This is a genomic window from Candidatus Acetothermia bacterium, from assembly GCA_024653305.1.
GTDB lineage: Bacteria > Bipolaricaulota > Bipolaricaulia > Bipolaricaulales > Bipolaricaulaceae > JACIWI01.
In genome coordinates this window covers 20,582-38,119 of the sequence record JANLFW010000006.1, presented here as the reverse complement: position 1 = coordinate 38,119, position 17,538 = coordinate 20,582, and the positions used below count along the sequence as shown (strand labels likewise).

16 protein-coding genes and 1 pseudogene are annotated in these 17,538 nt (G+C 69.4%); 9 read left to right on the top strand and 8 right to left on the bottom strand.

The window, feature by feature from the left end; all coding sequences use genetic code 11:
- Window positions 1-16 precede the first annotated feature (16 nt).
- From NUV94_03520 to aqpZ, 3 genes and pseudogenes are all read left to right on the top strand, one after another.
- The gene (locus NUV94_03520) at window positions 17-577 is read left to right on the top strand and encodes an OsmC family protein (GenBank protein MCR4391852.1); all 561 of its coding nucleotides are present in this window, start codon (window positions 17-19) and stop codon (window positions 575-577) included.
- Window positions 517-1,509: a malate dehydrogenase gene (locus NUV94_03515; GenBank protein MCR4391851.1), complete on the top strand. Its 993-nt coding sequence runs from the start codon at window positions 517-519 to the stop codon at window positions 1,507-1,509. The genes NUV94_03520 and NUV94_03515 overlap by 61 nt, the downstream gene beginning before the upstream one ends.
- Before the next feature lie 245 nt (window positions 1,510-1,754).
- Window positions 1,755-2,345: pseudogene (gene aqpZ / locus NUV94_03510) on the top strand (aquaporin Z).
- Here aqpZ and NUV94_03505 read toward each other — a convergent pair.
- Window positions 2,345-2,899 carry a hypothetical protein gene (locus tag NUV94_03505; protein MCR4391850.1) on the bottom strand — a complete coding sequence of 185 codons (555 nt, stop codon included), beginning with the start codon at window positions 2,897-2,899 and terminating at the stop codon, window positions 2,345-2,347. The pseudogene aqpZ and the gene NUV94_03505 overlap by 1 nt on opposite strands.
- 48 nt (window positions 2,900-2,947) lie before the next feature.
- On the opposite strand from NUV94_03505, the gene NUV94_03500 reads away from it, so the two are divergent.
- Window positions 2,948-3,997 carry an HAD-IA family hydrolase gene (locus tag NUV94_03500; protein ID MCR4391849.1) on the top strand — a complete coding sequence of 350 codons (1,050 nt, stop codon included), beginning with the start codon at window positions 2,948-2,950 and terminating at the stop codon, window positions 3,995-3,997.
- On the top strand, window positions 3,994-4,704 hold the full coding sequence (locus tag NUV94_03495) for a hypothetical protein (protein ID MCR4391848.1): 711 nt from the start codon (window positions 3,994-3,996) through the stop codon (window positions 4,702-4,704). Before NUV94_03500 ends, NUV94_03495 begins: the two co-directional genes overlap by 4 nt.
- Window positions 4,705-4,717: 13 nt before the next feature.
- Here NUV94_03495 and NUV94_03490 read toward each other — a convergent pair whose 3' ends face one another.
- From NUV94_03490 to NUV94_03470, 5 genes are all read right to left on the bottom strand, one after another.
- Window positions 4,718-5,572, bottom strand: coding sequence for a GNAT family N-acetyltransferase (locus NUV94_03490; protein ID MCR4391847.1), 855 nt, complete (start codon window positions 5,570-5,572; stop codon window positions 4,718-4,720).
- The gene (locus NUV94_03485; GenBank protein MCR4391846.1) at window positions 5,541-6,668 is read right to left on the bottom strand and encodes an aldo/keto reductase; all 1,128 of its coding nucleotides are present in this window, start codon (window positions 6,666-6,668) and stop codon (window positions 5,541-5,543) included. Before NUV94_03485 ends, NUV94_03490 begins: the two co-directional genes overlap by 32 nt.
- Window positions 6,669-6,744: 76 nt before the next feature.
- A complete protein-coding gene (locus NUV94_03480) occupies window positions 6,745-7,605 on the bottom strand; it encodes an ABC transporter permease (protein ID MCR4391845.1) in 861 nt (286 codons plus the stop codon).
- A gap of 199 nt (window positions 7,606-7,804) precedes the next feature.
- A complete protein-coding gene (locus tag NUV94_03475) occupies window positions 7,805-8,632 on the bottom strand; it encodes an ABC transporter permease (GenBank protein ID MCR4391844.1) in 828 nt (275 codons plus the stop codon).
- On the bottom strand, window positions 8,629-9,642 hold the full coding sequence (locus NUV94_03470; protein MCR4391843.1) for an ABC transporter ATP-binding protein: 1,014 nt from the start codon (window positions 9,640-9,642) through the stop codon (window positions 8,629-8,631). Before NUV94_03470 ends, NUV94_03475 begins: the two co-directional genes overlap by 4 nt.
- A gap of 185 nt (window positions 9,643-9,827) precedes the next feature.
- On the opposite strand from NUV94_03470, the gene NUV94_03465 reads away from it, so the two are divergent.
- From NUV94_03465 to NUV94_03450, 4 genes are all read left to right on the top strand, one after another.
- The gene (locus NUV94_03465) at window positions 9,828-10,037 is read left to right on the top strand and encodes a hypothetical protein (protein ID MCR4391842.1); all 210 of its coding nucleotides are present in this window, start codon (window positions 9,828-9,830) and stop codon (window positions 10,035-10,037) included.
- A gap of 69 nt (window positions 10,038-10,106) precedes the next feature.
- Window positions 10,107-10,898: an S-methyl-5'-thioadenosine phosphorylase gene (gene mtnP, locus NUV94_03460; protein MCR4391841.1), complete on the top strand. Its 792-nt coding sequence runs from the start codon at window positions 10,107-10,109 to the stop codon at window positions 10,896-10,898.
- Window positions 10,899-10,983: 85 nt separating this feature from the next.
- Window positions 10,984-12,873 carry an aldehyde ferredoxin oxidoreductase family protein gene (locus tag NUV94_03455; protein ID MCR4391840.1) on the top strand — a complete coding sequence of 630 codons (1,890 nt, stop codon included), beginning with the start codon at window positions 10,984-10,986 and terminating at the stop codon, window positions 12,871-12,873.
- A 6-nt stretch (window positions 12,874-12,879) separates the two neighbouring features.
- Entirely contained in the window at window positions 12,880-13,041 is a 162-nt protein-coding gene (locus NUV94_03450) for a hypothetical protein (protein MCR4391839.1), read from the top strand.
- A 178-nt stretch (window positions 13,042-13,219) separates the two neighbouring features.
- Here NUV94_03450 and NUV94_03445 read toward each other — a convergent pair whose 3' ends face one another.
- Together NUV94_03445 and NUV94_03440 are read right to left on the bottom strand one after the other, a co-directional pair.
- A complete protein-coding gene (locus tag NUV94_03445; protein ID MCR4391838.1) occupies window positions 13,220-15,700 on the bottom strand; it encodes an acyl-CoA dehydratase activase-related protein in 2,481 nt (826 codons plus the stop codon).
- Window positions 15,697-17,421, bottom strand: a complete 1,725-nt coding sequence (locus NUV94_03440; protein MCR4391837.1) for an acyl-CoA dehydratase activase — start codon at window positions 17,419-17,421, stop codon at window positions 15,697-15,699. Before NUV94_03440 ends, NUV94_03445 begins: the two co-directional genes overlap by 4 nt.
- Between the last annotated feature and the right edge of the window lie 117 nt (window positions 17,422-17,538).

Genomic DNA, 17,538 nt, shown 5'->3' with positions numbered 1-17,538 from the left:
CCTGTACCCTCGGGGCATGGAAGCCAAGGTGACGTGGGACAAGGGGATGCGGTTTGTCGGGGTGGGCCCGTCGGGCCACCCCGTGGCCATGGACGCGGGGCCGGAGGTGGGGGGAGGGGACACCGCCCCCCGGCCCACGGAGCTCCTCCTCGTGGCCCTCGGGGGGTGCACGGGGATGGACGTGGTGTCGATCCTGGAGAAGATGCGCACCCCGGCGCGGAGCCTGGAGGTGGTGATCTCCGCGGAGCGGGCCCCCGCAGCACCCCAAGGCGATTCGCAAGGCCAGGGTCCTCTTTCGCGCGGAGGGGGTCCCGGAGGAGAACCTGCGCCGGGCGTGGCCCAGCCGTGCCGGGAGATCGCCGAGGCGCCGGAGAAGGTGTTCCAGTACACGAACAAGGGGAACATGGTCGCCGTGGTGTCCGACGGCACACGGGTGCTGGGCCTCGGCGACATCGGCCCCGAGGCCGCCCTGCCCGTGATGGAGGGGAAGGGGCTCCTCTTCAAGTACCTCGGGGCGTGGACGCGTTCCCGGTCACCCTCGCCACGAAGGACCCCGAGGAGATCATCCAGGCCGTGAAGTGGATCGCCCCGGCCTTCGGGGGGATCAACCTCGAGGACATCGCAAGCCCGAAGTGCTTCTACGTCCTCGATCGGCTGCGGGAGGAGCTCGATATCCCGGTGTGGCACGACGACCAGCAGGGAACGGCGGCGATCACCCTGGCTGGCGTCCTCAACGCCCTCAAGGTGGTGGGCAAGGACCCGAGGAAGGCCACCTACGCCGTGATCGGCTCGGGCGCGGCGAACATCGCGTTCGTGCGCGTGGCCCTCACGTACGGGATCCCCGCCGGGAACATCCTGATGGTGGACTCCAAGGGGATCCTCCACCCGGGGCGGGAGGACCTGGAGCGAGGGAGGGACGAGAACCCCTACAAGTGGGACTACGCCCACCGGACGAACGCGGAGCGCCGCACGGGCGGGATCGCGGAGGCGCTCGTCGGGACGGACGTGTGCGTGGCCGCCTCCAAGCCCGGGCCGGGGACGATCAAGCCGGAGTGGGTCAAGCGCATGGCCAAGGACGCGATCGTCCTGGCGTGCGCCAACCCCGTCCCGGAGATCTGGCCGTGGGAGGCCAAGGAGGCGGGCGCGCCCATCATCGGCACCGGCCGCAGCGACTTCCCGAACCAGATCAACAACTCCATCGGGTTCCCCGCGATCTTCCGCGGGACCTTGGACGTGTTCGCGAAGACGATCACCGACGAGATGGCGATTGCCGCCGCCGAGGACAAGGGCCTGCGCGATGACCACATCGTCCCCTCGATGATGGACCTCGACGTGTTCGTGAACGAGGCGGTGGCGGTGGGGCTCAAGGCGATCGAGCAGGGGGTGGCGCGGCGGGTCCTCACCAAGGCGGAGCTGGAGCGGCAGGCGGAGACGATGATCAAGCGGGCGCGGGCCGAGGTGGAGATCCTCCAGAAGGCCGGCCACATCCCGCCCCCGCCGAAGGTGTAGCCGAGGAAGCGCGGCGTTCCCAGGGCCGACCCAAGGGTCGGCCCTGGGGCGTTGTGGGCCACCCGAGGGCGCAGGTCCAAAGCTTGCCCTGGTCGCCTCCGCACAATCGGCCGCGGCTCGGGACCAGAGTAACCCCAGCAGGGCCAGGAATCCTTCGTATCCCAGCACCTGCCCATTTGACCAAGAACACCCAGGATTCTATGTTGGAGCAAACTTTCGGCAGTACAGGAGGAGATGCGAGAGATGTGAGGAAGTACGGGGCGGAGCTCGTTGGGACGTTCTGGTTGGTCTTGGGAGGCTATGGCAGTGCCGTGCTCGCGGCCGCGTTTCCAAACGTAGGCATCGGCCTGCTCGGCGTTTCGCTGGCGTTCGGCCTGACCGTCCTCACGATGGCCTACGCCACCTCAATCCGGCCGTCTCCATTGGCCTATGGGCTGCCCGCCGCTTCCAGGAAAGGATGTGCCGCCCTACATCGTGGCCCAGGTCGTGGGCGCGGTCGCAGCGGGAGGCATTTTGTACCTGATCGCCAGCGGCCAGCCTGGTTTCAACGTATCGGCGGGCGTCGCCTCCAACGGCTTTGGTGAACACTCGCCCGGCGGGTACAGCTTCGTGGCAGCTCTGATCGCCGAAGTGGTTTTGACAATGCTGTTCCTCGTGGTCATCCTCGGGGCTACGGACAAGCGGGCCCCTCAGGGATTCGCGCCGATTGCGATTGGGTTGTGCCTGATGCTCATCGGCCTGATCAGCATCCCGATCACGAACACATCGGTGAACCAGCCCGAAGCACGGGCGTGGCCGTGTTCGCCGGCGGATGGGCGCTTGTCCAGCTGTGGCTCTAAAGCCCTAGAAGACAACGCAGGACCGTGCGCCTGCGGATGCAACGGCGACGGTTTCGGCCCTCGGGGATGAGTTCGCCCCGAGGGCTGACCCATTGGGGTGGACAGGGACTAAGGAGACGTCCGGTCCAGTACAATCCGCGCGGAGGGGCTGACCATGCGAACTCGCGGATCCCGGAGGCGAGGTCGTCCACGATCGTCCCGGGCAGGCCGAGGGCAGCGTTGGCCCGGTCGGGACTGCCCTGGCCGTTTGTGGCCATGAAGTACCCCAGGTACGCGCTCAGGGCGTCCGGGGCCGTGTTTCCGCTGACCCCGCGGGGCCAGCCGCCGACGGTCGCCCCGAGAGAGGCGATCGCGCTCGCGGCGGCCAGGGGACCGCTCCAGTTGTCCACGGACAGAAACCCCAGCGGGTTGGGAGGCGGCTGGGACACGTCCGGCACGCCAGCAAGGTACCGGCCCTCCAACCCCCCTCCCGCGATGGTGAGCACGCACCCCTGGCCGAGGCCAGCCAGGCCCAGGACCACGCTGAGCGCGACACAACACCAAGCCCGCATGGCCGCGATCTTACCCAAAGGCCCCCCCGGCGCGCTATCATCCGCCCCGTGGGCGCGTTGGGCTCCCCGGTGCGGGCGGTGCTGCTGGATTGGGGAGGGACCCTGGCGCGGGAGCTCCCCCCGTCCGGGGAGGGCGGGGCGGAGGAGGCCCTGCGGGCGCTCCACGGCCGTTACACGCTCGCCCTCGCCACGAACGCCGCCTCCCTCCGGGAGGCCCTGGAGCGGGCCGGCCTCGACCGGTACGTGGACGCCACCTTCGCCGCCGGCGACCTGGGAGCGGCCAAGCCCGAGCCACGGTTCTTCCACATGGCCCTCGCTGCCCTCGGCGTCGAACCCCAGGAGGCCGCCATGGTCGGCGATAGCTACGGGTCCGACGTGGTCGGCGCCAAGGGGGCCGGGCTGCGCGCCATCTGGTACAACCCCGCGGGGATGCCCTGTCCGTTCGCGCACCCCATTCACGATGGGGAGGTCCAGACCCTCGGGGACCTCCCGGACGTCCTGGGGCGGTCGTTTCTGCCCGACGTTGCGGAAGCGCTGGGCCTCCTCCGGGAACACGCGGTCCCGGAGAACATCGTCCGCCACTCCCTGGCTGTGGCCGCAGCCGCCCACCACCTGGCGCGGCGCCTCCGGGAGCGGGGGGTGGCCGTGGACCCCCTGCTCGCCCACCGGGGGGCCCTCCTCCACGACCTGGACAAGGCCTCCTCCGCGGTGCCCGCCGACCACGGGGTGAGAGCAGGCCAGATCCTGCGGGACCTGGGAGCGGCCAGGCTCGCCGCGATCGCCGAGCGCCACGTCCTGGGCGCGACCCCAGTGACCTGGGAGGAGAAGCTCGTCCACTACGCGGACAAGGTCGTGGAGGGGGACGAGGTGGTGGGGCTCGTGGCCCGGGTGACGGCCCTGTCCTGCCGCTACACCGCCCAAGGGGCGGAGATTGCCCAGGCGCTTCCTGGGCTCCTGGCCCTGGAAGAGGAGATCGCGGCCGCGGCCGGGGTGGCCCCAGGAGACCTCCTGGACGAACTCGGGCAGCTGGACCCGGCGCTCCCCCCCTTGTCCGGCTGGGGGGAGACGCCCTATGATCGCGGGGAGGAGGGGACATGAGGGCCAAGCTGAGGAAGAGACTCCGGGCGATGGGGTGGGCGGGGGTATTCCTCGCCTTGGGGATCGTCCTCGCCGGGTGCGACCTCCTGAACGAGGTACCGCTCCCGCCGGACCAGGCACCGACCGGGCTCCGGGCCTCGCTCGCCGAGTTCGAGGGCGAGATCCGGATCACCTGGATGCCGGTGGAACGGGCCACGGCGTACCGGGTCCTCCGGGGTGAGGCCCACAGCGGGCCGTTCCAGGTCCTGGAGACCACCGCCGCTGTGGCGTTCACGGACCCGGTGGGCGCGGAGAACCACGGCCGACTGTACTGGTACAAAGTTCAGGCCTGCAATGCAGCGGGGTGCGGGCCCGAGTCGGCAGCCGTCGTGGGGTACGCGGGCTGGCCGCCCGCCCCGACAAACGTCCAGGCCAGCGACGGGACCTACGCCGACCGGGTGGTGGTCACGTGGGACCCCGTGCCGGGGGCCGACTACTACAAGGTGTTCCGGGACCGCAATCCCGATGTGGGGTTTCCCCTCCTCGCTGACAACGTGACGGAGACCTCGTTCTCCGACGCGACCGCTTTCGTCGGTCTCAAGTACTGGTACCGGATCAAGGCCTGCCGCACGAACCCCGGGACGTGCAGTTACCTGTCCAGCCCCGACTCCGGCTGCCGCGCCCCCTGCCCGCCCGGGGACGCCCTGGACACCGTCGAGGGGATCTGAGCGCTCGGTGCCGTCACCGCGGGGGGATGGGGTACTCCAGGGCGAGGACGTAGCGGAAGTCCGGGAGGGGAACGAGCCCGTGGCGGGCGAGGACCTCGATCCGGTCGTCGGTGGCCATTGCTGACAGATGCTCCTGGCCGCGGTCCCGGGCGTGGGCGTGGGCCGACCGAAGGAGGGCCTCCACCGCCCCCCGATCTCCGTCGAGGAAGGCCAGGGACGAGAACGCCTGGGGGGCGTAGGGATCGGGGGCCTGGACGAGGATCCCCGCGGGGGGGTCCCCGCAGGCGAAGACGGCCCCCTGGGCGAGGAGGTGCGCGAGCCGCTCCCGGGTGAGCTCCGGAAACCGCCAGCCCAGCCCGAGCAACCCGCGCGCATCGCGGTACGCGGACGAGGCGCGGATGAAGGCCCAGGCCGGCTCAACGTCGCGAACAGGGGAGACCCCGGAGGGCGCGGCCTCCTCCCTCACCGGGCCCTCGACGTAGGTGAACCGCGCCACCTCCCGAAACCCCTGCTTTGCGGCGATGTGGAGGCTCTCGGCGTTCACCTCGGCGGTGGCGAACCGGATCGAGCGCGGCTTCAAGGCCAGCGCGGACTCGAACTGGTGCTGGGCAAGCGCCTTGGCCACGCCTTTCCCCCGGTGGGCCGGGTCCACCCGCAGCCCCTCAAGCCACACTTCCCCCGGCCCGAGGAGGGTCAGCTTGGCGAACCCCACCACATGCGAGTCCAGCTCGGCCACGGCGAGGCCGCCCTCAGAAAGCCAGCCATCGAGGACGTTCGGGACGTAGTCCTCTCCCCCCCACACCTGGGCGGAGATGGCGAGGATCGCCGCCTTGTCCTCAGGCCGCGCCCCGCGGACCTCTACCGCCATGAACCGCCTCCAGCTGTCCGGTGACGATGTCCATCGTCACCATGTCCCCGGCCTCGACCCCGTCCGGGACCCTCACCCTGATCCCCATCGCCAGCACCGCGTACCGCCCCCGCGGGCCGTCCCGCACCTCTTCCACCGGAAGGTCGATCGTCCGGAGCACGGACACCTGAGACCCCGTCAAGATCCGATCGATTTCACCGAGCTCGTCAGGGGTGAACGGTCGCTCCCCGGCGCGGGCGTTCTCCTCCACCTGCTTCGGGCGCTTCGCCCCGGGGATGGCGCAGGTCACCCCGGGGCGGGAGATGGCCCACCGCAGGGCGAGCTGGGCGGGCACAAGGCCCCACTCCCGGGCGAGCGCGCCCAAGCTCTCCCTCAGGTCCGCGGCCGCGCGGATGAGTTCCACAAAGTGCGGGTATGCACGGCGATGGTCATGGAGGGCGAACGTCGTGTCGGGCCCGATCCGGCCGGAAAAGAGGCCGAAGAGGAGCGGCTGGTACGCGATCAGTCCGATCCCCCGCTTCCGGCACAACGGGAGGAGCCCGTCCTCGATGTCCCGGTGGAGGAAGTTGTAGGGCATCTGGTTCGCGACCGCCGGGCCGACCTCAAGCCAGCCCAGGAGGTCCTCCTCCCAGAAGTTGGACACCCCGACGTAGCGGACTTTGCCCGCCTTAACCAGCCGCTCCAAGGCCCGGGCCGTGTCCGCAAACGGGGTCGCCGGGTCGGGGAGGTGGAGCTGGTAGAGGTCGATCCAGTCCGTCCTCAAGCGCCTGAGGCTCCCCTCGGCGGCCCGCAGGATCGTCTCCGGGCGGGCGTCGTTGCTCGGCCGGCCCCGGGCGTCCACGGCCGTGCCGCCCTTGGTGGCCACGATGGCCTCCTTCCGCCGGCCGCGCAGGGCCCGGCCCAGGAGCTCCTCAGCCCGGCCGTGGCCGTAGTTGTCGGAGGTGTCGAAGAAGTTGATGCCGCAGTCGAGGGCGCGGTGCACCACGGCGACCGCCTCCCCCTCGTCCACCGGGCCGTACGCCCCGCCGAACGCGAGCGTCCCCAGGCCGATCGCGGACACCCAGAGCTCTGACCCGCCCAGCCACCGGAACTCCATCTCCCTTCGTTTCCTCACGCCATGGTAGCGGCTCTCCAGGGTTGGGGCAAGGGCCAACGCAGGGGGCCGCAGGGCCTCAGTACATGGTCTGCATGTCGAGGAGGCCCTTCCGGTGCGCGAGGCGCTCCGCCCACCGGTAGAACAGGACCGACAACACGGCCAGGGTAGCGGTGGACCCGGCCAGGATCCCGAAGAGAGCCCCGTTCGAGAGCGCGGCGATGGCTTGGCTCCCCCCGCCCCCGAGGAGGGCCCGGCGCAGGGCCTCCAACCAGTACGTCACCGGGAGGGCCCGCCCCACCGCCGCGAGCCCCCGGGGGAGCACGTCCAGAGGGAACACGGCCCCGCACAACAGGTACAGGGCCCCGGCCACCCCCTGGCCGACGAAGTAGTTGTGCCGCGCGGTGATCAGGGTCACACCAGCGAGGAGGATCCCCATGAACGCCAGGGCACAGAGCCCGAGGACGAGGGCCACGGCCAGCAGCCCCCAGTCCACCTCCCCCGGCGGGATCGAGATCCCCAGCGCCCCCACCCCGAACAGGAGGGTGATCGTCGTCGCCACCGTGGCGATCGCCGTCTGGGCCGCCCCGCGGCCGATGAGGTAGGTGTAGATGTTCAGGGGGGCGGTGTACAGGTACTTGAGCATCCCGTAGTGCTCGCGGTCGTCGATGACGACCCAACTGATCCCCATCAGCACCGCCCCCACGTAGATGTAGAACGCGTTTCCCACGAAGACGTACGGGAAGAGAGGGTTGTCCAGGCCCCCGCGGGCCACGACGAGGTACATGAACACGAGGATCAGCGCCCCGGCCACGGGCTTGACGACCGAGTAGACGGCGAACAGGAACGGGTCCGTCCAGTTGGACTCGATCTGCCAACCCAACCACGCTGCCACCCGCAGGCTCCGCCACGACTCTCCACCTCTCACCCGCGCCGTCATGACCACCCCCGCGGAGCATTCTCACCGCAGAGCCGCGGAGTTCGCAGAGAGAAGAGGTCGTAGCGTCGGGGTTCATCCCCGACGGCTGTTCGTCGCAGACAAGCTGCGAAGCTACGAACCCTTGGAAACTTTGATTCATTTCCGGAACTGGTTTTCTCTGCGACCTCTGGGTCTCTGCGGTGAAAACGTTCCATCGTCATCACTGGCCCCTCAGGGTGAGGCGCCCTTCCCGCCGGGCGAGGTTCTCAAAGAACCGCAGCGCCCGGTGCGCAAAGAACAGAAACGCAATCCCCAGCACAGCGAGCGCCCCGAGCTCGGCCCCCACAGGCAGAAACCTGAACCCCTCCATCATCTGCGGGTAGAGGAGCTGGCGCATCGCGTCCAAGCCCAACGTGATCGGGACGATCGAGGCTCCCAGCGCCACCAGGAACCCGAGGGCCCGCACCGGAAAGTAAAACCCGGAGAGGAGGAACACCGGCTCCTGGAGGAGGTTCGCCAGGTGCCACGCCTGCCGCCCCCAGAGGAGAAACAGCGACGCCATGAGCATCCCCATCCCGTACAGGGCGACCAACGTGAGGAGGAACACGCCCACGAGGGCGGGCACGCTCGTCACCTCCATCGGCACGCGGAAGATCAAGACGCCCACGGTGAGCACCCCCAGCGCCCGGATCGTGGTGGAGGCGATCCCTCCCGCGGCCATCCCCAGCAGGATCGCCATCCGCGACGTGGGGGCGATGATGTAGAGCTCGAGGTTCCCCGTCTCCTTCTCCCAGTAGAGCTGGCTCGCCATGCTCCACAGGATGTTCATCCAGTACGCGGTCATCGCCCCACCGAGAACCACGAACCCGGTGAACTCCGGCGGGGCCTGGATGGCCCGGTAGATGTACACGTACGCCGCCACCTGGAGGAGGGGGAGCAGAACCTCGAACAGCATCCAGCTCTTCTCCCGCTGGAGCCCGATCACCCGGGGGTAGGCCCGCCCGACCACCGTGCGCCAGAAGATCCGCCACTCGGTGCGCCGCCTCATGCCCCAGCCCCTTCTCCGCTTCCAAGCCCCCGGCCGACGAGGCGGATGAACACGTCCTCCAGGGTCGGCTCCCGCTTCTCGAGCGACAGGAGCTGGCCCCCTGCGCGCTGGATCCCCCCGAGCACCGCGAGGAGGGCGTTCTCGTCGCCGAGGATCACGTCGAGCTCAACGTATCCGTCGCGGGCGGCGTGGGTGAACCGGTGCACGCCCGCCACCCCCTGGAACAGGACCTCGGGATCGGCGAGCGCGGCCACGCGCAGGCGGAAGATCGCCTCCCGCTGGAGGGTCCGCTTGAGAGCCGCCGGCGTATCGCACGCCAGCACCTTCCCCCCGTCGATGATCGCGACCCGGTCGCACAGCTCGTCCGCCTCGTGCATGTAGTGGGTGGTGAGGAGGATCGTGCGGTCGGGGTGTCGGTCCATCCAGTCCCGGATGTAGGCGCGCAGGGTGCGGGCCGTCTGGACATCCAGGCCCAGGGTCGGCTCATCCAGGAACAGGATCTCCGGGTCGGTGAGGAACCCCCGGGCGAAGTTCATCTTCTGGCGCATCCCGGTCGAGAGGTGGTAGACCTTGGTCCGCGCCCGGTCGGCGAGGCCCACCACGGAAAGGAGCTCGCGGATGCGGGCCCGAGCGACGCGGCTCGGGATCCCGTAGAACTGGGAGAACATCCACAGGTTCTCCTCCACGGTGAGGAGGCCGTACCCGGAAGACTCGCCCCCGGACACCATGTTGATGTGCCGCCGTACCTCCCACGGGTTTTCGGATACGTCCACCCCGGCCACCCACGCCCGGCCGGACGTGGGGGCGAGCAGGGTGGCCAGGATCTTGATGAGGGTCGTCTTGCCCGCCCCGTTCGGCCCAAGCACGCCGAACAGCTCTCCCCGGTGGACCTCAACGTCCACCCGGTCGAGGGCAGTGATCTCCCGCTTCTCCCCCCGCGCCTCGCGGCGCTTGGGGCGGAACACGCGCGTCAGCCCCTCCGTGCGGATGGAAAGTTCTCCCCCGCTCATGGCTATCCTTAGGTGTGCAGCAAAAACCATCCTGGGAACCCAGGACATCCCGTGAAGAAGCCCCCGAAGGCAGACCCCATTATACCGTGGGGAACGACCTCGACAAGGATCCAAGGGGCCATCCATGGCCGGGGTGGAAGCACACCTGCTCCCGACTAAACTCGGAACCCGAGGGGTGAGAGGCGTTGCGGCTACCTCGGTTCATGCTGCGGGCCAAGGACGCCGACATCGAGCGGGAGGCACGGCTCCTCCTCGAGGTGCTGGGGATCGAGGACGTCGAGGTGGTGCGGGATGACACCGTGGCCGAGGCGTGGCTCGACGACCTCGAAGCGCGGCGCACGATCTACGGCCTGGACGAAATCCGCCGCTACCTGGAACAGCTGGTGAAGGGGTGAGCGTCCTGATCCCGGGCCGGAGTTGTCCCGCTCGGCAGGGGCCCGGTATACTAAACGAGGAGCGATCCATTGGGGTCTCGAGCGATCGGGGTCATCGGCGGATCAGGGCTTTGGCGGCTCGGCACCCTCGGCGACGCCGAGCCACAGGCGGTGTCTACCCCGTATGGCCCCCATGCCGACGGCCTCGTGGTAGGGACCATCGGCGGCCGGACGGTGGCGTTCCTCCCCCGGCACGGTGCGGGCCATCGTCTGCCACCTCATCGCATCCCGTACCGGGCCAACCTGTGGGCGCTGCGGGAGCTTGGGGTGGAGCGGGTGGTGGCCGTATCGGCCATGGGCGGGTTGCGTCCGGAGCACACGGTAGGGGACCTCGTCTTGCCTGACCAGTTCATCGACTGGACCCGTGGGCGGCCGACCACGTTCTTCGACGGCCCGGTGGTGGTCCACACCTCCATCGCCGACCCGTTCTGCCCGGAGCTGCGGGACGTGCTCGCCACGGCCGGGGAGGCGGCGGGGTTCCGGGTGCATCGCGGGGGCACCTGCCTCACCTTCGAGGGCCCGCGGTTCTCCACCCGCGCCGAGTCCCGGGTGTACCGGGAGGTGCTCGGGGCGGACCTCCTCAGCATGACCCTGGTGCCGGAGGTCGTGCTGGCGCGGGAGCTGGGGATGTGCTATGCCACGTGCGCGGTGATCACCGACCTCGACGTGTGGGGGCAGGAACCGGTAAAAGCGGACGAGGTGACCCGGGTGATGGAGTCGTGCCGGCCCCGGCTGGCCCAGCTTTTGACGCTGGCCATCCCCCGCATCCCCGCGGGGCGGGGCTGTGCCTGCGCCCAGGGAGGGCGTGCGGAAGCGCGCTGATCGCCATGGACGAAAAGACAGGTGTGGATCTCGGGGTCCCCGGAAAGTCCGACGCTTTCCGGGGTGGAATGAGAAGGGAGGCTCGATGAACGGCGTGGCGGGCAAGATGCTGGTGGTGGACCTGTCGCAGCGAAGGACGAACGTGGAGGAGATCCCGGAGCGGGCCTATCGCCTGTACCTGAGCGGGTTCGGCCTGGGGGTGCATTTGGCGTGGACCCACATCCCGAAAGGGGCCGAGCCCCTCGGGCCGGAGAACGCGGTGGCCATGGTACCGGGGCTCCTCACCGGGACGGGCATCCCTACCGCGTCCAAGACCACGTTCGTGTTCCGCTCCCCACTCACCGGGACCCTGGCCCGGTCGGTAGCCGGGGCGTGGCTCGGGGTAACCCTGCGCAAGGCCGGCTTTGACGCCCTCCTCATCACGGGGGCGAGCAAGGCCCCGCTGGCCCTGGTGGTGGAGGACGGCATGGCCCGCCTGGAGGAGGTTCCCGACCTGTGGGGTCTGGACACCCGGGCCACGCGGAAGGCGCTGGCGGAGAGGTTCGGGGAGGGGTACCGCTCCGCGGTGATCGGCCCGGCCGGGGAAAAAGTCTCCCGCATCGCCACCATCGAGTGCGACGGCCGCCAGGCCGGCCGGGGCGGGGGCGGGGCGGTGCTGGGGGCCAAGAAGCTCAAGGCGATTCTGGTGAAAGGCAACGCCCCGGTGCCGATGGCCGAACCGGAGCGGGTCAAGGCGCTCGGGAAGTACTGGAACGAGGTGTTCCGCGATCACCCGGCGACCAAGGCGGACATGGCCTACGGATCCGGCGAGTTCCTGGACTGGATGAACCAGGTGTCCGGCACGTTCCCGTCCCGCAATTGGCAGTGGGGCTACTTCCAGAGCGCCTACACGCGGGCCAAGGGCGGCAAGATCGAGCTCGACCCGTACCACTGGGCTCCCAAGTACGTGGAAAGGAACGTGGCCTGCCCGTTCTGTACCAAACCCTGCGGGAAACTGTTCCAGATCAAGCAGGGCAAGTACGCGGGCACCGAGGTGGACGGGCCGGAGTACGAGACCCTGTACTCCCTGGGCGGGGCCCCGGAGATCGCGTCCATCGAGGCGGTGGCCAAGGCCAACGAGATCTGCGACGTCCTGGGGCTAGACACCATCTCCGCTGGCGTCACCGTGGCGTGGGCGATGGAGGCCGTGGAGCGGGGCCTCCTCACGAAGAAGGACCTGGACGGGATCGACCTCAAGTTCGGCGACGAGGACGCGTTCCTGGCGGTGCTTGAGCGGATGGGCAGGCGCGAAGGGAGGGTAGGAAAGCTCCTTTCCGATGGGACCAAGGCCGCTTGCGAGCGTCTGGGCAAGGGAGAGGCGTTCGCGATCCACATCAAAGGGATGGAGCTTCCGGCCTACGACATCCGCGGCTCCAAGGGGGTGGCCCTCGCGTTCGCGGTGGCGTTTCGGGGCGGGGACCACCTGACGGCCGGCGTGTACGGCACGGAGTTCGGCGGCTCGTGGTGGCGGTTCGAGGCCGTGGACCGCCGGAGCTTGCGGGGCAAGGGGTTTGAGGTCAAGTTCCACGAGGACCTGATGGCCGTGTACGACACCCTCGGGATCTGCAAGTTCTCCCGGCACATGTTCTTCCTCGAGGGCCTCCCCGACCTCGTGGCCGCCCAGACCGGCCTCTCCTTCACCGCGGCCGAGCTCCTCACCGTGGGGGAGCGGACCTACAACCTGGCCCGGGCGTTCAACGTCCGGGAGGGGTTCACGCGGAAGGAAGACCACCTGCCGGTGCGGGTGATGGAGGACCCGATCCCCGAGGGCCCGTCGGCCGGGGACCGCGTCTCCTACGAGGAGCTCCAGCTCCTCCTCGACGACTACTACGAGGCCCGCGGCTGGAGCCGCGACGGGGTGCCGCTCAAGGCCCGCCTGGCCTCCCTCGACCTCCCGGACGTGGCGGAGGCGGTGGGGGCCAAGGGGGCGGGTTGATCTCCTTTGCCTGCCAGCCTTTGGATTTGCCGGCTCGTGTTTGGGAGCCTTGGCCTCCGCTCGTCGGCCCGGGGCATGGCGATCACCGGCCTCGTCACGAAGCTGCTTCTCGTCTACGCCCCAATCTTCTTTGTTGGACTGTACTACTTTGTGGCGTCGTTTGTGTAAGGAAGGCTGTGGGCTCAGACCTTGATGTTTGATGGCCAGCGGTCCCTCTTCCATTGCGAACGGCACGCCTGGCAGGTCTCTGTCGGATTCCCGGTGAGTTTGCCGCGGTTACCCTCGTCCCTTCTCTAAGGTAGCGCGGATCGTTCCCCACTGTAACATTGCGTTGAAACAGAACAGCCTAGCCCCCCTTCCCGACGCGCCGGTGGAGGTCCGCCTGATGGAGGAACGCCTCCAGCCGGGTGCGCAGGTGGGCCTGCTCCTGGCCGTCGAACGTGAGGTTGAGCCAGGGGATCCCATGGTCACGCTTGGCCCGGGTGGACACCGCGGCCACCATCGTCCCCGGCATGCAGCTGAACGGCATCACGTTGATGATCCCGTCGAACCCCGTGAGGGCGTAGTCGATGGCCTTCCCCACCGTGAGCACCGGCTCGCCACGGTACGCCTCGGAGATGTACGGTTCGGCGTGGCGTACCACCTCGGGGGTGGTGGGTTCCTCAGCCTCCCAGGGGGCGACCGCGCCCCGGCAGAGCTCGGCCACCCGGTGCTCATCGTGCCGGAGAACATACCGTTCCAGACGGGCCTTGAAGTAGGCCGGCCAGTCCCGGCGAACCCGGCTGTCCCCTTGTTTTTTGTACATGCTGTAGTTCAGCCATTCCGCCACCGGGGCGATGCGCACCTCTCCGCCCAGCTCCTCCACGAGGTCGACGAGGCCGGCGTTGCTGAACGGGTTGGCCCGCACGTAGATCTCGCCCACGATGCCCACGAGCGGCCGCTCCTCCGGGCGAAGCTCAATCCCGGAAAACCGGGCCACCACCCCGGGGAGAACCGCCAGCAACCCCTTGATCCCCCGTTGGGCGAGGGCTTCCTCCACCGTGCGCAACGCCTCCCGGTACACGGCGCTCGCGGTCCCCCGCACCGCCTCGTAGGGGCGCGTCCGCCACAGGAGCTTCTGCAGGAAGTCCACGGCGACGATCCCGTACCAGGCGGTGCGGCGAAACGCGGTGCCCAGGTCCTCGATGGTGTAACCGCCGTACGCTTCGAGGGAGATGAAGTCCACCGCGCATCCGAGGCGTTCCAGGATCAGCCGCTGGGCGGCGAAGTAGTGGCAGAACCGGCACGGGCCGCTGCTCGTGGGCATGAACAGGGCCGACCTGGCCGGGTTGAAATCCTTCCGGCGCACGAGCTTCAGGAAGTCCCCGGTGGTGAGGATGAACGGGAGGCACTCCCCGCCGGTGGAGTGTTTGCGCCCGAGGGTCAGGCTCTCCTCGTCCGGTGGGGGAAGCGTCTCCGCGTGGAACCCGAAGCGGCGGAGGGCCCCGGTGAACGCATGGTTGTGGTCGCACATGTACGGGAGGTAAATGGTCTTGGTGCGGTCGAACGCCGCCCGCGGCCGGGCCAGGGGCCGGGCCGCCGCCGGCCTGGGCTTGTGCGTGAGGGCGGCCACCGAGTCCAGGTACGCCTCCAGCCGGGTGATGACCCCGGCATCGGCGGAATGCTCATCCAGCTCCAGGGTGAGGAACGGCTTCCCCCGCAGGGCCTCCCGGAGGTAGTGGGCGATGAACGAGTCCGGTCCGCAGTTAAAGTGGGATAGGTGCACCGCCCATAGGCCCTCCGTACGGCGGACGATCTCCGCCGCGGCGAGGATCCGCTTGCCCCCGTGCCATTGCATGAACGGGTACAGGGGGTCGACATCCACCTCCTCCCACGGGAGCGCGTCCACGGGGATGGGCAAAGCCCCAAGCGCGGCCAGTTTCTCCGGCACGGTGAGGTTCAGCCCCCGGTCACAGCCGTTGTAGCTCCGGGAGAGCACCACCACCCCCAGGGCCCCGCCGGCCACCCGGGCCAGCGCCTCCTCCCCGAGGGCCCGGAGCCCGGCCTGCGCCTCCCGTTGGGTGGCCATGGCCTGAGCGATCGCCCGCTCCGCCTCCCGCGACCCCGCCCCCAGCCGGCGGGCCAGCCCCCCCAGCTCCTGGATGAGCCGGGCCTTCCCGTAGAACCACGGGTAGAAGTGGATGGGGTCGGTGATCGCCTCCACCCCAAGCGTCCGGAAGTCGAACTGCGCACTGAGGATGTACGGCTGGGCCTGCACGAGGGGGCAGTTGTAGTTGGTCTTGGTGCGGGTGGTGGGGTGGTCGGCATCGATGAGGGCCGGGAGGAACAGGCGGTCGATGCCCGCCTCGACCAGCTCCTCCACGTGGCCGTGCACAACCTTCACCGGGAGGCAGGCGGTGGCCGGGGCCGCCGTCAGGGACGACCGGACCAGCCCCTGGTGGGTGAGGGGGGACAGGACGACCTCGTACCCCAGGGCCCGGAAGAACTCCCGGAAGAACGGAAACAGGTCCCAGGTGAGCAGGGCCCGGGGGACCCCCACCCGGCCCCGCACCTCCCCGTCCGGAGGGAAGCGGAGCACGCCCTCCAGGTCCTTGTGCTCCCCCTCCGGGTTGAACAGGATCGCCTCCCGCCTTCGGAAGAGGTCGGGCTCGAGGCGCTTTGCCTCGGGCCGCACCTCGTACCGGTCGCAGCGGGCGCCGTAGTAGAACGGGCGTTCCTCCCCGAACCGTACCTCGGTGATGCGGCACACGTTGGGGCAGCCGCGGCACGTGAACTGGCGGGTACGGTAGGTGCGGTCAGCGAGGTCGAACCCGGGGAACCTGGTCATGTCAAGGCCTCCTTGGCGATGAGGGCCGCCCCGAGGGCCCCGGTGACCTCGAAGTGCGGCGGCACCCGCACGGGCCGGCCCACCAGGTTCTCCAAGGCGGCCACCACCGCCCGGTTCCCGGCCACACCGCCCTGGAACAGGATCCTCTTCCCAATCGGGCGATCCCCCACCACCCGGTTGAGGTAGTTGATGGCCACGGAATAGGCGAGCCCGGCGGCGAGGTCCATCTTCGTCCGCCCCCGCTGCTGGTGGTGGATGAGATCCGATTCCATGAACACCGTGCACCGCTCCCCCAGGCGGGTGGGCTCAGGGGCAGCAAGGGCGAGCTCGATCAGGTCCGCGATCGAAAGGCCCAGCCGGGCCGCCTGCTCCTCCAAAAACGACCCCGTCCCGGCGGCGCACGCCTTGTTCAGGGAAAAGTCCACCACCACTCCATCCTCCAGGCGGATGAACTTGGAGTCCTGGCCGCCGATCTCGAAGATCGTGTCCACCTCCGGGTCGATGAACGCCGCCGCCCGGGCCTGGGCGGTGATCTCGTTCTTGACCACGTCCGCCCGGACGTACCGGCCCACGAGCTCCCGGCCCGACCCGGTCACCCCTACCCCACGCACCCGGAACGCGCCGCTGAGGTCCCCCCTGAGCTGGCGGAGGCAGTCCCGGGCCGCGCCCAGCGGATCGGCCCGGGTGCGCAGGTACACCTTGGCCACGAGCTGTCCCTCCTCGTCGATGGCCACCGCCTTTGTGCTCACCGATCCCACATCGATCCCGAGGTACCCGGCGGTGGCGCCAGCGGTGCACGGCCCAGTGGGGGCGGTCAGGGTGGCGCCGGTGAGCCGGACATGGCCCCCGGGCCCGCCGCGGCGCTGCTCCTCCATGGCCCGCACGAGCCTGCTCCGTTCCTCCTCCCACCGAAATGGCTGCCCGTCCCGCTCTCCGGCCATCAAGGCGGCGCCGATGGCGGCCATCAGCACCTGGTGGCGGGGGACGATGAGCTCCCCGGCCCGGAGGCCGAGCACCGCCTCGAACGCGCGCACCATGCCCTGGTTCTTGGACAGCCCCCCCTGGAACAGGATCGGCCGCCGGAACTCCCGCCCCCGCCCCACGTCGGACAGGAAGTTGCGGGCGAGCGCGAGACACAGCCCCCCCAGGACCTCAGGGAGCGGGGTCCCCACCTGCTGGAGGTGGACGATGTCGGATTTGGCAAACACCGCACACCGGCCGGCGATGTACGGGGGGTCTTGGGCCTGGACGGCGAGCGCGGCGAACTCTTCGATGGCGAGGCCGAGCCGCGCGGCTTGCTGCTCCAAGAACGATCCCGTCCCCGCGGCGCATTGGGTGTTGAGGGAGAAGTCCACCAAGACCGGACGGCCATCCTGATGATCGAGGATGAGGAGCTTGGAGTCCTGCCCCCCGATCTCGATCACGGTGCGGACCTCGGGATGGTACACCTGCACGGCGCGCGTTTGGGCCACAAGTTCGTTCACATATTGGACGGACAGGATCTCCCCCAGAAGCCGGCCCCCGGATCCGGTGACCCCCACCCCGCGCAGCTGGGACGGGTCGTGCTCACGGAAGAGCCGCTCCAGGATGGAGAGGGTGGTGTGGAGGGGGTCGCCATGGGCGGGTTGGTAGGCCTCCCACCTCACCGTGCCCCCCTCGTCCACCAGCGCTACCTTCACGGTGAGCGACCCAATATCGATGCCAACCAGATCTCCCGTCATGGCCTTCCATTATAGCCTTCCATTATAACCACGCCGGGGGAGGAGCAACCGAGGGTCGGCCGTGTCCCCATCCCTTGCCGCCGGCCATCGTCCCCTGGACGGGACGTGGCCTTGCGG

Coding starts and splice junctions, on each gene's coding strand:
- NUV94_03490 (MCR4391847.1), bottom strand. CDS start 5,572: ATGGCGGTAGAGGTCCGCGGGGCGCGGCCTGAGGACAAGGCGGCGATC.
- NUV94_03475 (MCR4391844.1), bottom strand. CDS start 8,632: ATGAGGCGGCGCACCGAGTGGCGGATCTTCTGGCGCACGGTGGTCGGG.
- NUV94_03505 (MCR4391850.1), bottom strand. CDS start 2,899: ATGCGGGCTTGGTGTTGTGTCGCGCTCAGCGTGGTCCTGGGCCTGGCT.
- NUV94_03470 (MCR4391843.1), bottom strand. CDS start 9,642: ATGAGCGGGGGAGAACTTTCCATCCGCACGGAGGGGCTGACGCGCGTG.
- NUV94_03495 (MCR4391848.1), top strand. CDS start 3,994: ATGAGGGCCAAGCTGAGGAAGAGACTCCGGGCGATGGGGTGGGCGGGG.
- NUV94_03440 (MCR4391837.1), bottom strand. CDS start 17,421: ATGACGGGAGATCTGGTTGGCATCGATATTGGGTCGCTCACCGTGAAG.
- NUV94_03455 (MCR4391840.1), top strand. CDS start 10,984: ATGAACGGCGTGGCGGGCAAGATGCTGGTGGTGGACCTGTCGCAGCGA.
- NUV94_03480 (MCR4391845.1), bottom strand. CDS start 7,605: ATGACGGCGCGGGTGAGAGGTGGAGAGTCGTGGCGGAGCCTGCGGGTG.
- NUV94_03485 (MCR4391846.1), bottom strand. CDS start 6,668: ATGGAGTTCCGGTGGCTGGGCGGGTCAGAGCTCTGGGTGTCCGCGATC.
- NUV94_03520 (MCR4391852.1), top strand. CDS start 17: ATGGAAGCCAAGGTGACGTGGGACAAGGGGATGCGGTTTGTCGGGGTG.
- NUV94_03445 (MCR4391838.1), bottom strand. CDS start 15,700: ATGACCAGGTTCCCCGGGTTCGACCTCGCTGACCGCACCTACCGTACC.